Source organism: Natronospirillum sp., from assembly GCF_022565775.1.
Taxonomy (GTDB): Bacteria; Pseudomonadota; Gammaproteobacteria; order Pseudomonadales; family Natronospirillaceae; genus Natronospirillum.
Genome location: NZ_JAIUMC010000035.1, coordinates 1 through 14,726, shown reverse-complemented (window position 1 = coordinate 14,726; position 14,726 = coordinate 1). Strand labels below are relative to the sequence as shown.

Sequence of the window (14,726 nt, the reverse complement as noted above, 5' to 3'; positions counted from 1 at the left end):
CACACGCTATTACTGGTGATATCTCAATTTTGCTCGTTTGAGAGTCTGCCCGGAAGAGATCTGTCCTACAATCTCTTGATTACAGAACTCGTCGACGTAATCTTTGATCGCGTGAGCTGTCTCAAGTGCTTTCTTGTCTTGAGGGACATGGCCCGCGAGCGTCATTGGCATTATCATCAGGCACTTAGCCATTGCGCGGGAGATGGCCACGTTTGTTCTCTCTAGCTGCATGAGAAATGCTTCCTCTCCCATGATCACGTCAGCATCCCCGACGCCGAAAGTCACTATGATTGTGTGCCGCTGCCCTCCCTGGAACTTTTCCACGGTATCAACAGCGGAGTCGATCAAGTCCGGCGGATCAGACGGGAATATTGATTTCAATTCGCGAATCACTAATGCGCGTTGAGCGCGATGCGGTGTCACGATCCCTATGCACTCCCCCCAGAATTGCTCGGGCGTTGGCGACGCATGCGTAACTACACCTCGACCATCAAGTTCAGCGCTCACTGTTTGCCTAAGGCACCAGGTTAAGGCAGCGACAATCTTGGCTTCGAAGGAATTGCTTTGCGAAGACAGGTCATCGTCATGGAGCAATGTCAGCACCTTCTTGTCGGGGGCAAGGATATGCGGCCACAGATTTGACCAAGGTAAGCCACTTGGAAGGCTGGATGCTGAAGTAGGAACCGTTGCCAAGTGATGAAGTGCAGTCGCAGAGTTGGACGCCTTCAATGTAGATCGGTAGCCGATCGTACGAGCATAAGCAACGATGTCCTCGGCTGAACGGTAGTTCTCTTCGAGCGGACATGAAATGATTTGACTTCCAAATAGACGGTCGAGCAGGTATTTCTGGATGCTGCCCACCAAATATTCAGCACCCTTGGGCGGCTCAAGCGCCATGATTGGCGGCATCTGAAGATGGTCGCCAGCAATGATCAGCCGCGCATCTTCTTTCAAGGTAGCTAGAGGCGAGATCGCAGTGGTTACTTGGACCTGGGAACTTTCATCGACAATTACGACATCGAAGACCGGTCCAACCGCACAGCCACAGGTCCATTCGGCGAACTTGTATGCCTGCATCGTTGATGTAGCGACAATTGTGACAATATCGGTTTTCGACAAACTGGAAAGACAATCTTGTGTTTCCTGGTTGTCCTGGTTCAGTTTGAAAGATTCGACGTGCAGGTGGGAGCTACTGGCCGAGAATGGCTTTGGGGTTTGAGATGAGGAATATCCTATGTAAACCTCGGCAGGACAGGCTGCATCGTTATCCAGTGCATTAACAACACGACCGATGAGCTCCTCAACGGCTTTGTACGTCGGACCGGCGACTAGCAACTTCAAGGGTTGTTCCCGCTGAATTGCATCATGCACTAGTCCATGAATACATCCACTAAGTGTTTGCGTTTTCCCAGTGCCTGGCGGTCCCCAGATGATCGTCAATCCTTTTTGGGCCGCATGTACAACGGCACCGGCCTGACTGCTGTTCAGGTTGTGCTTGGACATTGCATAGGTTGCTACCGAAGAGGCTTGATTCGCACTCACAACGGATGTCGCGTGAAGAGTATCGGCCTCCCAAAGCACACGGGCGAGAGGGGTGACAAGTGCTGTCCCAGCTCGCGCTGACCTCGCCCCCATAGCTGTGGCCGCATTACTATCTGGGGCCGCGATAGATGGGTTGCCTACGGCAACGAGTATTCTCTTAACGGTTTCGTACCACTTGAATGAGCTCTGCCCTTTGGTAATGAAGATGTCGTTCAGCAGGTCAATAGTCGAATTGGTCAGCAGGTATGGAACGAAAGCAGCTTCACGCCAGTTGTCCAATTTCAGGACAGCCTTCCGAGCACTTCGATCAAATGACATGAGTGTTACAGAAAGTGCTGACCACAGCGGCGTTCGCAGAGTGTCGTCCTGCCCGAAGTATAGAGGCGCACTGCTCGAGATCAGGTCTCTTCCTCGTTGTAAAGGAAGTCCGGGATACCCTTCCTTACCGAGCGCAAGATAGCCTTCGTTGTCGTCGAGCTTGGCTTCAGTTGATCCGGGAAGCACATCAAACTCATACTCATTTTGAGCTCCTGTCGGTTGCCCATTGGTGAGCCGGATCGCTTCATAATTGGCTTCTAGTGCTTCGGCATCAAGCGCCAAGCGCTGGTGGGACTCAAGTTTTCTAGTGTGATATTGCAACTCCTCCCACCAGACCCACAGCTTGCTGTCGAAAGCGACTCCGCGCGCTCCCTGAGGAACTGACAAAGTCAGCTTAGGTGCATTTGCCTTAAGCTGGCCCTTGAAGTCTGTCCGTAGTCGCTCGACGATGCTGTTCAAGGCGCGGCATTGCTTCTCTAGGGCGTTACCAAATTCCTGAATAACTGTGTTGCGGGGAACAGTAACGGTACCTCGTTTGATCGTGGTGACGTTGCTCCAAATCTCGTAAATGCGCTCCCGAGGGATACCATTGGTGAGGAAGTCTCGATAGAACGCATCGCCCATACGCACTGGTCCAGGGCCTGAGTAGTAGGTTTCTGCGGTGTCGAACAGGGTGATCACGTGAGGTGTGGGGGCAAAAACAACTCGGCGGACAATCTCATCAACGAACACAACGCATGGGCTGACTGCGCCATCGGGCTTCTCGATCAATTCATCGGCTGGGAAAAGCCATGCCAAAGCTTTGGTTTTACGATTGGTCAGCCCCAGTACCTTTGGCAGGTGCCGCCCCATCGCGGAACATAGCTCTTCAAACTGGCGCTGCTCCCAGAAAGCAATTTGTGCGGTAAGAGGTGTTTTGCCTGCTGCGCGGACAAACGCGTCAGACTGATCAATCATGTCGGACAGAGTCGATAGCAGTCCTTCAAGGGCGACCCACTCGTCGTCGAGGCTCTTCTGGTCGACGACAAAGCACTTGATTGGGAACTGTCGCGGAGTTTGCCTGCTTACGTAGGCGGTAGCCCTGCCAAATATGGATAAACCTGTGAGCAGCCCGGCACTTGGGTCGAAGTTGACTGTCACAGCCACATGCAATTGTGGCCAAGGGGCCAAACTTGCTAGTACGGCGGAACTGTCCACGTGGGTCGTCGATGAGATCAGAGACTGTGCGCGGAAAGGGATGCGGCTGCGCTCCTTTTTGAGGTGGCTGTGCTGCTGAAATGCATGATGCGTGGCGGGAGCACTTGCCGCTCCTGCCGTGTCCTGAATAGCATTGATCTGGAGCGTTTTTCGTGCACCTCGTGTCATGCCGGCAATCTGGCTCAAGTGACCGGTCAGTTTTGCAGCTGGGAAGCAATAGTGGGTTGGTTGGGCAATGATCCTGGCTTTGTCTTTAGAGCTTGCCCACTTTTCGTGGCCCAACCAGTCACATGCACTGCAGCGTCCGTCTACGTGCCATTCGAGATCTTGCCATCCATTGGGGGCAGTATCTCCGACAGAGATGACACGGAGTAAGTCTTCACGGAAGAAATGCAGAACGGTTGGCAGATAAAAACGAAGGCTTGCATCCTCACTATCAGAGATTAAGGCGTCCAGAAACTGGCTAGGTGTTGCTGGGGGGCTGTATGAGATCAAGGACTCGAATTCAGATTGCCCTTGCTTGAACCGAGTCCACAAGTAGCTGCGAGTCGTTACGAAGTAGTCATTCTGTAGGCCTTGATCGACTATCCAGTTAGCGAGAAAGAGTGCGTACAGTGCAACCTCAGCAGAATAACTGGGATTGGCTTCGCTAGTGTGCTTCACGTCAATGATGCTCAAGGCGCTCCGAGTTTCAGTTGTTGAGTCAATAGGCTTACGACATCCGTCTGGACCAACTTCCTCGTCATCGGTTGTTGCCTGACGTACGACAATGATGTCAGGTATGTGCCCTGCAATTGGCGGTACCTGAGTGACCTGCGTGGGTTGAAGCCCGATATTTGCCATGGCGGCATTCTGGAAGGATGAAGGTTCGAACTTTCCTTGCAGGAGGACAGAAGGTAAGGCCGTGACTTTGCCCAGTAACGATGCTAGAGGCGCAGTGGCGGGTTTATTTACGCCCATACTGTCTGGCTGATAGATGGCTAGGCTGCCAAACGCCTGGATCAAGCGCTGATTTCGTTCATCCTCAAAATCTTGTCCTGCTGTTTGAAGTAATCCGATTCCTGGTCGAGCTTGTAGTGGAACTGGCATGCCATGGGCTTCAAGTTCAGAATCTTTGTGTAAAGAAAGATAGAGCTCACGATCGCACTTGGTCCGGAGGAACATGGACAAAGTACTTTTAGATATTCTTTTGCTTGTAGTGCTCGGCATGTCAGATCAATTCCACAGTTTATCGGATATTTTCAGACTACATTCCATATTTAGAGAAGAACACGGTAATGACGTTTATCAGCATCATAATGTAACCATCCCCTAAAATCGGCACATGCGAAACTAGAGTTCTCCGGCCTACAATAAGGCAAACGGAGAGCAGTATGAAAAAGTCACGCTACAGCGAGTCACAGATCGTCAAGATCCTCAAAGAGGTCGAGGGCGGCCGCCTGGTCAAAGAGGTATGCCGGGAGTACGGCATATCCGATGCAACCTATTACAACTGGGAATCCAAGTATGGCGGCATGGAAGCTTCAGATGTGAAGCGACTCAAGGAGCTTGAGGAGGAAAATCGCCGGCTAAAGCAGATGTACGCTGAGCTGAGCCTGGACCACAAGCTGTTGAAGGACGTCATCGAAAAAAAGCTGTAAAGCCGGCTATTCGACGAGAATTGGTGGATTATCTCAAGCAGGCTCATGGTGTCAGCACCCGCAGGGCCTGCCGAATTGCTGGCATTAGCGGCTCTGTGTATCGCTACCGACCTGACAGCACCAGGGACACACCGGTGATAGCGGCGCTTCAGAGCGCCGTTGAGCGCTACCCGGCTTATGGATTCAGCAAACTGTTTAAAGTGCTTAGACGCTGGGGCCACGGCTGGAATCATAAACGTGTGCACCGGCTGTACTGTGCACTGAACCTGAATATGCGACGACGGGGCAAGAAACGCCTGCCTACGAGGAACCCGGAGCCTTTGACGGTACCCGCTACCCTCAACCGCTGCTGGTCCATGGATTTTATGAGCGACAGCCTGTTCTGCGGTCGCAGGTTCCGCACTTTCAATGTTGTGGATGACTTTAACCGTGAAGTGCTGGCCATCGAGATTGATCTGAACCTGCCAGCGCCGAGAGTGATACGAGTGCTTGAGCGCATCATTGCCTGGCGGGGCTACCCGGGGAAGTTGCGCATGGATAACGGCCCGGAGTTCATCTCCATCGCGTTGGCCGACTGGGCTGATCAACACGACATCGCGCTGGAGTTCATCAAGCCGGGAACACCCACCCAGAACTCGTATGTTGAGCGCTTCAATCGGACTTATCGGGACGAGATCTTGAATATGTATGTCTTCAGGAACCTCTCCGAAGTCCGGCAACGAACCGAATCCTGGATGACCGAATACAACGATGAGCGGCCCCACGATTCACTGGAAGACCTGACGCCATGGGAATATCTGGCGAAACACCAACGGGCGGAAAACTCTAATCAGCAGTGCAGCTAAAACAGGGATGTTTACAAGGCCCCCGGTGGCGATGCCCTTGTCGATCACCTGCGCCGGTACCGGCGCCTGGGTCAGCGTCTCGCACTGTGCGCAGGCCCACTTGCCGCGGATGTGTCGCTCGACCGTGAACTCGCCGGGGCTGTAATCGAGCTTTTCGCTGACGTCCTCGCCGACGCGCTTTAACTGACAGCCACAGGCGCAGTGCGTGTTGTCCGGTTCGTGATGGATCGAGGTGCGAGGCAGTTGGGGAGGCAGCGGTGTGCGCTTGGGTTGTTTCTTCGCCTTTGCTGGGGAGCGCTCGGGGGTGACCTCGGCCAGTTCCGCTTCGATGGCGCCGATGTCCGCCTCAACCAGCTCATCCAGCAGCCGTCCCTGCACGGCGCTGAGTTGCTCACTGCGACGCGCGAACTTGTGGCGTTTGAGGATCGCCAACTCGTGGGTGAGCTTTTCGTTGAGGCTCTTGCTGTAGTGCAGCTCCCGGTCCTTGCTCTCGACACGATCGAACAGCTGCGAGGCCAGAGCACGCAGTTGTTCGGCGGAGAGTTGGTCGAGATCAGGACGCTGTGACATGGTGCCCAGTATGCCAAGCCCAACCACCGGCGACGATGGGGTTTTTCAGCTAAGGCTTTACGGTACGGGCGATGACTACAGCACCGAGATCACGCCGTCCTGACCCAGGCGCTGCCACGGCAGTCCCTGCACCAACGCCGACAGTTGCTCGTCACGCAGCTGTAACTGTTCGCCGCGCCAGGACTCGCCCCAGTGGAACTTGCCCCGGTTGAGTCGCCGGGCGCACAGCCAGATCCCGAGACCGTCATGGATCAACACCTTCATGCGGTTGCCCCGACGGTTGGCGAACAGGTACGCGCAATGCGGGCGAGCCGCGCCGAAGACCTGGACTACACGGGCCAGCGCCTTGTCAGGGCCGGCTCGCATGTCCAGCGGTTCGGTGGCCAGCCAGATCTCGTCAATGCGGATCATGGCAGCAGCTCCCGCAGCAGCGCCAGGCACTCATGGGCGTGCCCCACCGGCCACTCCACCACGACAGGCCCTCCCGGGCGAGGGACTTCGATGCGGATGGTTTTGCCCGACGTAGCTGAAGGCTGATGGCTGGCCGTCGGCGATGGCAGCGCCACAAAACCGGGTGATTGACGCCCCGCCCCGGGCTCGGCCTCGCGGATCCAACGCCGCACCATGTTGGCATTCAGTTGGTGATCCAGGGCGATGCGTGAAACAGAAGCGCCGGGCTCGGCGCACCGCGAGACAATCCTCGCCTTGAAGTGATCGGAAAAACGCCGGCGACGCCGGGCAGGTTTATGCTCGCTTAATTCGCTCATAATAAGTGTCCACTAAAAATTAAGTGGACACTATCCTGACGCGCTTGGCTGGGTGCTCAAGATGGGATTGCCGGACGCTTACGTTAGGGTTGGCTCCCGCTTCCTGAAAAGTTGCTGGGTGTTTGATATTCGCCGTCCCCTTCCGCAGCTTTGTGAAACCGAAACACGTCAACGGATTTTAGTTCCACAACATCATTAATGCCCGTTTCATAACCCTCCACAAGTACCGGAGTCTCCGGTGGCAGTTTCTGCAGCTGCTTGATCAATTCGTCAGCGGTCATCTCCTGGCCTCCCCGCCCGGGCGTCAGATATCCAGCACAATCGGTGGATTGCTGGGCGCATATCGGACGGTGCAAGTGCTGGCATTAATCAGCCGCTTTTCGCCTCGCATATACTCACGATATCCCTCGTTAATGTGGCCGAAAATATGGGCCTTTAATTTTAGCTGGTCGATTCGATGGAGCAGATCCAGGGCATCCGACATTCTGGACCTTGAATCCCATGACCGCTTCGTCACCTACACCTCTCGGGGGCCCATGAGTAATCAGCACATCGGTACTGACGCCACTTTTCATGCAGTGGCTGACCGCGATCCAGCATAAACTACTAGTCCATGAACGGCAGCGTCCAGGACGCCCCCCCCCCAAAAGAACTTTCCATCCATCTCAAAACCGCTGGCCTCCAGATATACCGCGTTGGTCAGACTCCTGAGCCAGATCCGATGTTTCCTGAAACGCTGTCAACAACAGCCTACATTGACTGCTTTTTACCCGTTCAGATCTTCCACTTTGTCCAGATTACCTGCGCCCAGGCAATCAGATACAGACTCCATAATCATCGAATCCAGCTTGCCCAAAACATAAGAGCGGCGGACACGGAGGCCCCCTGCATGTTCCTCTTTCTGATGCTTAAGGGCTTGTACCTCGAAGAAACCATCCTTAATCCCCGCGTTACTAAGGATTCCCTTTGCCTCTCGAAGCTTCTTGACGACAGCGTCTACATTGGCGTAGAGAGGACCATCCTCAACAGCCTTGCGCAAGGAGCACCTGGCAAGTAGACAGCTGAATGATTCTCTTCCCCTGCGTTCTGGATCGAGAACGATAAAAAGGCTGTCCCTATACTCGAAACTAACTGCGAGCATGAGCCTTTTGTCATCACGATTTGGCATCTGTAACCAACGTTCAGAATCAGTGCTCGGAGGAATTTCCTGCAAGGCCATGCCATTGATGGAGAATTTCGAAGGCAAATAGTTAATTGGCCTCAAGTTGTGAATAGTCCCATCACCCTCCAAGCTATTCAACGTAATCATAAGCGCGCTCAGGCTTTGAGCACTTTCAATCTCAATATCACACTTGGGTTCGACAGAGGTAGGCCCAACTTTGCTGGTTTCTGTCTCCGCCTGGTTGGTGGTTTTTTCTCCAAAGTCGATGATGGATTCATGCTTTTGGACGCGTCTGACCAGTGATGGGTCTGGGTTACCGGTGCGTTCTAGCTTGATGATCTGCGGGGCACCAGTATCATCAAATGGCACGCCTTCGTATCGCGTCGCTATATACCCCGCCTTCGGGTTCGCATCAGGCGTTAGGGTGCTAGGATCATCATCTTCACCCGTAATAGCCTCAAAGCGTGGTATTACTTTCATCTCAGACTCATCACATGGCAGAGGCTTTTCACCACCAGTCTTTGCCAAGGAATTGCCGTCATTCTCCCGTTCTAGAATGCAATAAGGGAGGCCGGGAGGGTGCGGGTGCCGAATAATCGATGTGAGAAAGATGGCATGAAGAGTTTTGGGGTTTGAATCTTTATCGATAGTCGTGAGCGTTCCTTTGATGCCCCTACCGGTGACTGGCATAAATCGATCTGGGTATGGATGTCCAAAGCGAAGCCAATAAGGTCCGGAACGGCCATCGGCAGCAGCAGCCCGTATAGATTGTGCTGCATAGAGCGAGTTGCGCTGTGCTAAGTCGCTCAGCCCTTTTGATGCTAGTTTTATAGATGTGTACAGGGGAGCGCATCTATCGGGGACTCTGGTTCTTGGCACTACAGCGAGAATTTCATCAACTTTTGGAAGTAATGGATGGTCGACCTCGGTTCTTGGGATCATTCCTGTCCGATCGATCACAACTAGACGGTTTTCTATCTCCTGAAAACTGGGCATCAAGAATGTGTGCGCTAGATAATCTGTCAGGCCGTATACGTGCCGATACCACTCGGCGGCTGAGGCTACGAGCCAGAGGCGCGGGGTTGAGGTTTTGAAGGCGACCACAGGAGCTTCAGCCAGTGATGCCAGGTTTTTTGTGGCCAGTCTCAGTGCATGGAAATAGCCAAGCGGGTCGTTATCGGTCATGAAGGCGTCAAGAAACTGGCTGAGCGTGCGTTCATGTTTGATTGCTTCTTTTCCAGTCTGAATATGCAGACTGAAAGATGGGTTAGCATCGGTCTCAATGTGCTTGCCATCTTGGAACACTGCACCTGGAGTAATGAAAGGCAAATCCCCTATGCCTACCTTTACGTACATGAAGTTCGAACCAGGACTGTCTTCAGAAGCTCTTACCTTTGCGAGCGGTACATAGTAGGTGTATTCAGGAATTGGGGCCGTCCCAAGCTGGACGTGGCCGCCAAACAGAACCTGCCATTGTCCTGTGGGAAAGTGCACTAGCTTTGGTGACATGGATTAGACCGATGTTAATGAAGTACCTTACCAGTCTAATCTATTCGTGAATATTCTAAACTATTCGTGATTCTGACACCACCGCCGACCAGTGCCACGCCGGAGCAGGTGTGATGCGGCGCACGAAACGGCCTCTCCGCCCAGCGCACCGATTGGCCACTGATCGACTGTATAGCCGCCACTTCGAGCGCCTCGTCGTCGGTCAGTCGCGGCAGTATGCCGGGCAAACGACTGGCGAGCAGCGTCTTGCCGGTGCCGGGTGGACCAAAGAAAAGCAGATTGTGCCCGCCGGCGGCAGCCACTTCCAGCGCCTTTCGCGCCTGCGGCTGGCCCCGGATATCGGACATGTCCGGGCCCGTGCGCTCAGGCTCCGGGCGCGCACAGGCCACGGCGTCCAGTGGCGCCTGGCCGCGCAGATGACCACACAGGGTCAGCAGGTGGTCGGCAGCGATGGCTTCGCAGTCCGGCAACAGGGCGATTTCGTCGGCATTGTCGGCGGGCAGCAGCAGGCGATGCCCTGCTGTCCTGGCCGCCATGGCGGCAGGAAGCGCCCCTGAGACAGGCCGCAAGGCACCGGACAGGGACAGTTCTCCCATGACTTCAGTGTCAACCAGGCTGTCCGCGGGCAATTGACCGCTGGCGACCAGTATCCCCAGCGCGATGGCGAGATCATAGCGCCCGCCGCCCTTGGGCAGGTCGGCCGGGGCCAGGTTTACCGTGATGCGGCTGGCAGGGAAATCGAAGCGGGAATTGAGCAGAGCACTGCGTACGCGGTCGCGGCTTTCCTTGACCGCGGTTTCCGCCATACCCACGATGGTCATGGCGGGAAGACCACCCGCCAGATGAACTTCTACGGCGACCGCAGGCGCCTCGACTCCGATGACCGCCCGCGTGCTGAGTCTTGCCAACCCCATTCGACTGTTTGCCCCTGCCAATGTACCAGGAGGCTATTGTCGGCGCCGCCCCGTATCGGGGCAATGCACCCGGGGTTCAGTCCTGATGGGTGTAGATCACTCCGCCCTGCACCAGAATAGGCCGGGCCCACTCCAACTGAGGCTGCTGGCGGAGGCGAGTACGGAACAGCGGCTGACGGGTTTCCCCGTCAGCAACAAACTGCATCTCACCCTGCGGCCCCTGCCAGGAAAGTGTGGCCATTTGTTCCGCCAGAACTGCGGCACTCGGCTCGACCTCGGCTGGCAGTTGCTCGAGCGCCTCCAGCAGCGCCAGGGCGCTGTTCATGCCGGCCACCACATAGTGGCTGGGCAGCCGGTCATGGCGCTCGAGCATGGCGCGTACCAGCCAGTCATTGATCTCGTTGTCCGGCAGGTCATAGTAATAGTAGGTCACGCCATAAGCACCGGGGAAATCATGCAGTGCAACCAGACCCGCGAGATCCGGCAGCCAGGTGGTCAACTGCTCCGGTTGAAAGCCGGCCTCCTGCTGCAGTACATCCAGCCAGTCCAGCAACACCGGCCAACTGTTGGTCAGACGCCCGCCATTGTTGGCCGCCAGTTCACCACTGACCGATTCGACTACGCCGGCACCGGCGCTGCGCGGCGACACATCGACCCGGCGTACTGTGACCGGCAGCTCAATGTCACTGTCCACGGCTGAAACCCAGATGCGGCTTTGTCCGTCTGTCCAATCGGCCAGCGCCACTTCGATGTCCTGCCAGCGGTAGAAGGTCCGAAAGGCCAGGGTGCTGTCGGCCACCGGCAGCGAGTTGGCTGCGGTCGCCGGCACCAGGGTCAGGTGCTCCAGATAGTCACCATACTGGATAATCCGGTGCGCCTTGCGTGCCTGGACAGGCGCTATCCAGACCGGGGCGTCCGGCAGTTGGTCGGCGTCCGGCAACTGGTTCGCCTCCCAGAGTTCGGTAGGCAACGTATATTCGTTCACCTCGAGGCGCACACCCCGTTTCTCGAGCTCCCCACGGGTGCCGTATTCCAGGCCGAGACGGAATCCGAGGTTGCGTTCCTGCGAATAATCATCAAATACCGCTTCGCTGTCATTGATCAGAGCGATCGGCAAAACCGGGCCGGAAGCCTTGGCCTGGTTCACAAAAATGAACATTGAAAGGATGACGGAGGCTTTCAGGAGCCCTGATTGTAGTCGCATGGCCTTGTTTCCCGATGACGGTCGGTTAGACTGGAGGCTGGCAGGCAGCCGGTTGGCAGGCCGCGCAGTATAGCATCGGCCCCGGTCCGGCAACACCCCGGGGCACACCATCAGGGGCAGCAGGGACTGTGCGCCAGTGGAACACGAGACTATCAGGTCAGCATGGTGCTGACGACTTCAGGCAGGAAGGCTGACAGAACAATGAGCATGGACCCGCTGCGATGTTGACGATCTACTTCATCCTGACCGCCCTGGTCACGCTGGCGGCCGTTGTGTCCTTGATACTGATGCAGCGGCAAGTGCAGCGCGCGCGCCGGTCTCTGCGCCTGGCCGAGCAACGGGCCGACAGCAACTTCCACGGTCTGACGCTGCTTGAAGAGCGCTATCGGCGCAAGAATCAGGAAATGGCCCGTACCGTGCGCCGCGCCCGAGAGCAGGAGCGCAAACTTCATCTGACCATTCGCGCTGCCGGTGCCGGTACCTTCGATCAGGATATTGCCCGCCGCCTGACCTTCTGGGACCAGCACACCATGGAGCTCTTCGGGCTGGGTGACAAGGCGGGCTGGGTAGCTGCCGATCGGTGGCTGGACAGCGTCATTGATGCAGACCGCGACGCTGCCGCGTTGGCGTTGCAGGAGGCCCGGGACAGCAAACGTCCGCTGGATCTGACGTTTCGCATTCGCCGCCCTGATGGGGCCGTCCGCCACCTTCATCAATTGGGTTATGTCGTGCGTGAAAAGGGGCTGGCAAAGCGGATTTCAGGGCTCTACTTTGACATTACCGAACGCAAACAGCATGAACAGGAGCTGGTGCTGGCCCGGCAGACTGCCGAGCGGGCGGCGATGGCCAAAACGGAATTTCTGGCCAATATGAGCCATGAAATTCGCACACCGATGAATGGCATCATCGGCATGGCAGAGCTGCTGCAGGAAACCTCCCTTGACCAGCAGCAGCGGGAATATCTCTCGGTACTGGCCGAAAATGGCGAGCTGCTCACCGTTCTGCTCAACGACATCCTCGACTACTCCAAGCTCGAAGCCGACAAAGTCAGCCTGGAACCCGCCTGGCTGGACTGGGATGATCTGGTCGCGCAGTGCCTGCGCCTCTTTCACAAGCCGGCGCGCGACAAGGGCCTGTTTATCGGCTACTGGCGCGACCCGACCGTCAGTCCGCGCATCCGCGCTGACGCGACACGGTTGCGTCAGGTTCTGATCAATCTGATCGGCAATGCCTGCAAGTTCACCGAGTCCGGCTACATCATGGTGTGCATCGAACCGACACCGGGGGCGTCCGCCGATACCGCTCAGCCGGTGCGCGTGCGCGTCAGCGATTCCGGCATTGGTATCGCCCCTGAACAACAACAGCAGTTGTTCGATGCCTTTACCCAGGCAGACGCCTCGATCACCCGACGCTTCGGCGGCACCGGGCTGGGGCTCGCCATTGTGAAGCGTCTGACCGCCCTGTGGCAAAGCGCCGTGCGGTTTCGCAGCGAACCCGGCAAGGGCTCGGACTTCTGGTTCACGGTCCCCGGGCAACGCCTGAAAGAACCAGCCCGCATCAAAGACCAGAGCGCACTGCTGATCTGGAGTCCCTCCGGTTTGCCGGCACCCCTGCAGCAACGACTGAATGACATTCGCACCTGCCGGACCACAGTGGTGCACAGCGCAACGGAACTGGACAGCGCACTCCAGGCACAGACTTATGACAACCTGTTGATCATTGGTCAGCAGGACACGGCACAGGACAAGCAACTGGCGGCAACGCTGCGCAAACGGGGCAGACAGTTACAGAAGACAGGTGTCTTCTGCCTGCGCAGAGACAATGCGGAGAATGGTCTGCTGGACATCCTGCCGGTGGAAATCAAGTGGCTGGACTATCCGGTCAGTCTCAACGGACTGCTCGACATGCTGCTGGAAAGCCCCTCTTCGCGGGCCAGGCGCACACTGGCCAGAGGCCAGGAAAAACAGACCGGCAAACCGACAGCGACAGCGCACCCCGACTCCGGACTGTCCGGGCTCAACGTGCTGGTGGTTGAGGACAATCCGGTCAATCAGCAGGTTCTGGTTGCCATGCTGGGGCGCTGCGGTCTGGATCCGCATTGTGTGACCAATGGCCAGGAGGCGGTGCAGGCCTGCAGAAAGCAGCCTTTCGATCTGGTGTTCATGGATTGCGAGATGCCCGTGCTGGATGGATATGAAGCCACTCGACACATTCGCCGGATGGCGGCAGAGTCACAGCCCTGCATCATCGGGCTCAGCGCGCACGCCTTGCAGGAACAGATTGACCGCGCCCTTGGGGCCGGTATGGATCACTACCTGACCAAACCCCTGTATCTGTCCACGCTGAAAGACACCTTGCGCCGGTTCAAAGCCGGTGACATTACGCACTCCGGTCTGCGCAATCAGGCCTGATCGTCTTCCGAAGCCCCATCCGCGGCCTGCTGCCAGCGCTCCAGTTCAGTTTCCAGAGCCTCTATCCGGGCCATCGCCTGGCGCAGCAGCGCCTGCTGCGCTTCGAAGTCTTCCCGGGTAACCACATCCAGGCGCTCCAGTTGTGCCTGAATCAGCGCCTGCAGATTGTCTTCCAGGCCCGACTTCAAAAGGTCGCCCTGGGCCCGTGCCCGGGCAAGGCTCTCGGCCAATCGCGCACTCAAATCGTCCAGTCCAGCCACAATACGTCACCCCTCGTTTACATTCTGTTCTGTTTTGGTGCCAATGCACCCAGTTCCGCCCTGTTTTAGTGCACCATCTCATTCCGAAGATCGGAAGTTCCACTTCAAACCCCGAGCCGCGCCAGTGTTGACGCGGTCTTGACCAAGTTGGCACAGCCAATGCTTTACCCCTTGTCGGATGAGTCCGCCAACTCCCTTGGGTCACATGGCCAGCGCTGTCAGGGAGTTTAACAAGCCCAGCCGGTGCAGGCGAGGCGCGGACCGATTCAAACCGGCTCTCAGCCTGATGCTGTGAGTCTTCAGAGCGAAAACGGAGAAGGGTGCTATGAAACTGGTCACTGCGATAATCAAGCCTTTCAAGCTTGACGATGTGCGTGAAGCCCTGTC

Annotated in this window: 11 protein-coding genes and 1 pseudogene; 3 read left to right on the top strand and 9 right to left on the bottom strand. The window is 56.5% G+C overall.

What is annotated here, in order from left to right; all coding sequences use genetic code 11:
- Positions 1–9 precede the first annotated feature (9 nt).
- Positions 10–4,266 carry an AAA domain-containing protein gene (locus tag LAT62_RS08590; RefSeq protein ID WP_293382008.1) on the bottom strand — a complete coding sequence of 1,419 codons (4,257 nt, stop codon included), beginning with the start codon at positions 4,264–4,266 and terminating at the stop codon, positions 10–12.
- A 164-nt stretch (positions 4,267–4,430) separates the two neighbouring features.
- Here LAT62_RS08590 and LAT62_RS08585 point away from each other — a divergent pair.
- Positions 4,431–5,542, top strand: a protein-coding gene (locus tag LAT62_RS08585; protein ID WP_293382005.1) for an IS3 family transposase whose coding sequence is annotated in 2 segments (ribosomal slippage) — positions 4,431–4,692 and positions 4,692–5,542 — 1,113 coding nt in all. Because the reading frame shifts where the segments join, the coding sequence is not laid out codon by codon here.
- 15 nt (positions 5,543–5,557) lie between these two features.
- On the opposite strand, the pseudogene LAT62_RS08580 reads toward LAT62_RS08585, so the two are convergent.
- From LAT62_RS08580 to LAT62_RS08550, 7 genes and pseudogenes are all read right to left on the bottom strand, one after another.
- Positions 5,558–6,112, bottom strand: a pseudogene (locus LAT62_RS08580) (IS66 family transposase zinc-finger binding domain-containing protein); the annotation flags it as partial.
- A gap of 75 nt (positions 6,113–6,187) precedes the next feature.
- The gene (tnpB, locus tag LAT62_RS08575) at positions 6,188–6,523 is read right to left on the bottom strand and encodes an IS66 family insertion sequence element accessory protein TnpB (protein ID WP_293382002.1); all 336 of its coding nucleotides are present in this window, start codon (positions 6,521–6,523) and stop codon (positions 6,188–6,190) included.
- On the bottom strand, positions 6,520–6,879 hold the full coding sequence (locus tag LAT62_RS08570; RefSeq protein WP_293381999.1) for a transposase: 360 nt from the start codon (positions 6,877–6,879) through the stop codon (positions 6,520–6,522). Before LAT62_RS08570 ends, tnpB begins: the two co-directional genes overlap by 4 nt.
- 83 nt (positions 6,880–6,962) lie before the next feature.
- Entirely contained in the window at positions 6,963–7,160 is a 198-nt protein-coding gene (locus tag LAT62_RS08565) for a hypothetical protein (RefSeq protein ID WP_293381996.1), read from the bottom strand.
- A gap of 485 nt (positions 7,161–7,645) precedes the next feature.
- Positions 7,646–9,550: a hypothetical protein gene (locus tag LAT62_RS08560; RefSeq protein WP_293381993.1), complete on the bottom strand. Its 1,905-nt coding sequence runs from the start codon at positions 9,548–9,550 to the stop codon at positions 7,646–7,648.
- A 35-nt stretch (positions 9,551–9,585) separates the two neighbouring features.
- On the bottom strand, positions 9,586–10,464 hold the full coding sequence (locus tag LAT62_RS08555) for a magnesium chelatase domain-containing protein (protein WP_293381990.1): 879 nt from the start codon (positions 10,462–10,464) through the stop codon (positions 9,586–9,588).
- Positions 10,465–10,540: 76 nt separating this feature from the next.
- Entirely contained in the window at positions 10,541–11,668 is a 1,128-nt protein-coding gene (locus tag LAT62_RS08550) for an ABC transporter substrate-binding protein (RefSeq protein WP_293381987.1), read from the bottom strand.
- A gap of 221 nt (positions 11,669–11,889) precedes the next feature.
- On the opposite strand from LAT62_RS08550, the gene LAT62_RS08545 reads away from it, so the two are divergent.
- Positions 11,890–14,079 carry an ATP-binding protein gene (locus LAT62_RS08545; RefSeq protein WP_293381984.1) on the top strand — a complete coding sequence of 730 codons (2,190 nt, stop codon included), beginning with the start codon at positions 11,890–11,892 and terminating at the stop codon, positions 14,077–14,079.
- Here LAT62_RS08545 and LAT62_RS08540 read toward each other — a convergent pair.
- Entirely contained in the window at positions 14,070–14,339 is a 270-nt protein-coding gene (locus tag LAT62_RS08540) for an accessory factor UbiK family protein (RefSeq protein ID WP_293381981.1), read from the bottom strand. The genes LAT62_RS08545 and LAT62_RS08540 overlap by 10 nt on opposite strands.
- 325 nt (positions 14,340–14,664) lie before the next feature.
- Between LAT62_RS08540 and LAT62_RS08535 the strand changes: the two genes are divergently transcribed.
- On the top strand, positions 14,665–14,726 hold a 62-nt coding region (locus tag LAT62_RS08535), incomplete at its 3' end, for a P-II family nitrogen regulator (protein ID WP_367120547.1).

What these genes read in the sequence shown, in the direction of transcription:
- LAT62_RS08555 (WP_293381990.1), bottom strand. Translation starts at nt 10,464, where the DNA reads ATGGGGTTGGCAAGACTCAGCACGCGGGCGGTCATCGGAGTCGAGGCG.
- LAT62_RS08570 (WP_293381999.1), bottom strand. Translation starts at nt 6,879, where the DNA reads ATGAGCGAATTAAGCGAGCATAAACCTGCCCGGCGTCGCCGGCGTTTT.
- LAT62_RS08590 (WP_293382008.1), bottom strand. Translation starts at nt 4,266, where the DNA reads ATGCCGAGCACTACAAGCAAAAGAATATCTAAAAGTACTTTGTCCATG.
- tnpB (WP_293382002.1), bottom strand. Translation starts at nt 6,523, where the DNA reads ATGATCCGCATTGACGAGATCTGGCTGGCCACCGAACCGCTGGACATG.
- LAT62_RS08560 (WP_293381993.1), bottom strand. Translation starts at nt 9,550, where the DNA reads ATGTCACCAAAGCTAGTGCACTTTCCCACAGGACAATGGCAGGTTCTG.
- LAT62_RS08565 (WP_293381996.1), bottom strand. Translation starts at nt 7,160, where the DNA reads ATGACCGCTGACGAATTGATCAAGCAGCTGCAGAAACTGCCACCGGAG.
- LAT62_RS08545 (WP_293381984.1), top strand. Translation starts at nt 11,890, where the DNA reads ATGTTGACGATCTACTTCATCCTGACCGCCCTGGTCACGCTGGCGGCC.
- LAT62_RS08550 (WP_293381987.1), bottom strand. Translation starts at nt 11,668, where the DNA reads ATGCGACTACAATCAGGGCTCCTGAAAGCCTCCGTCATCCTTTCAATG.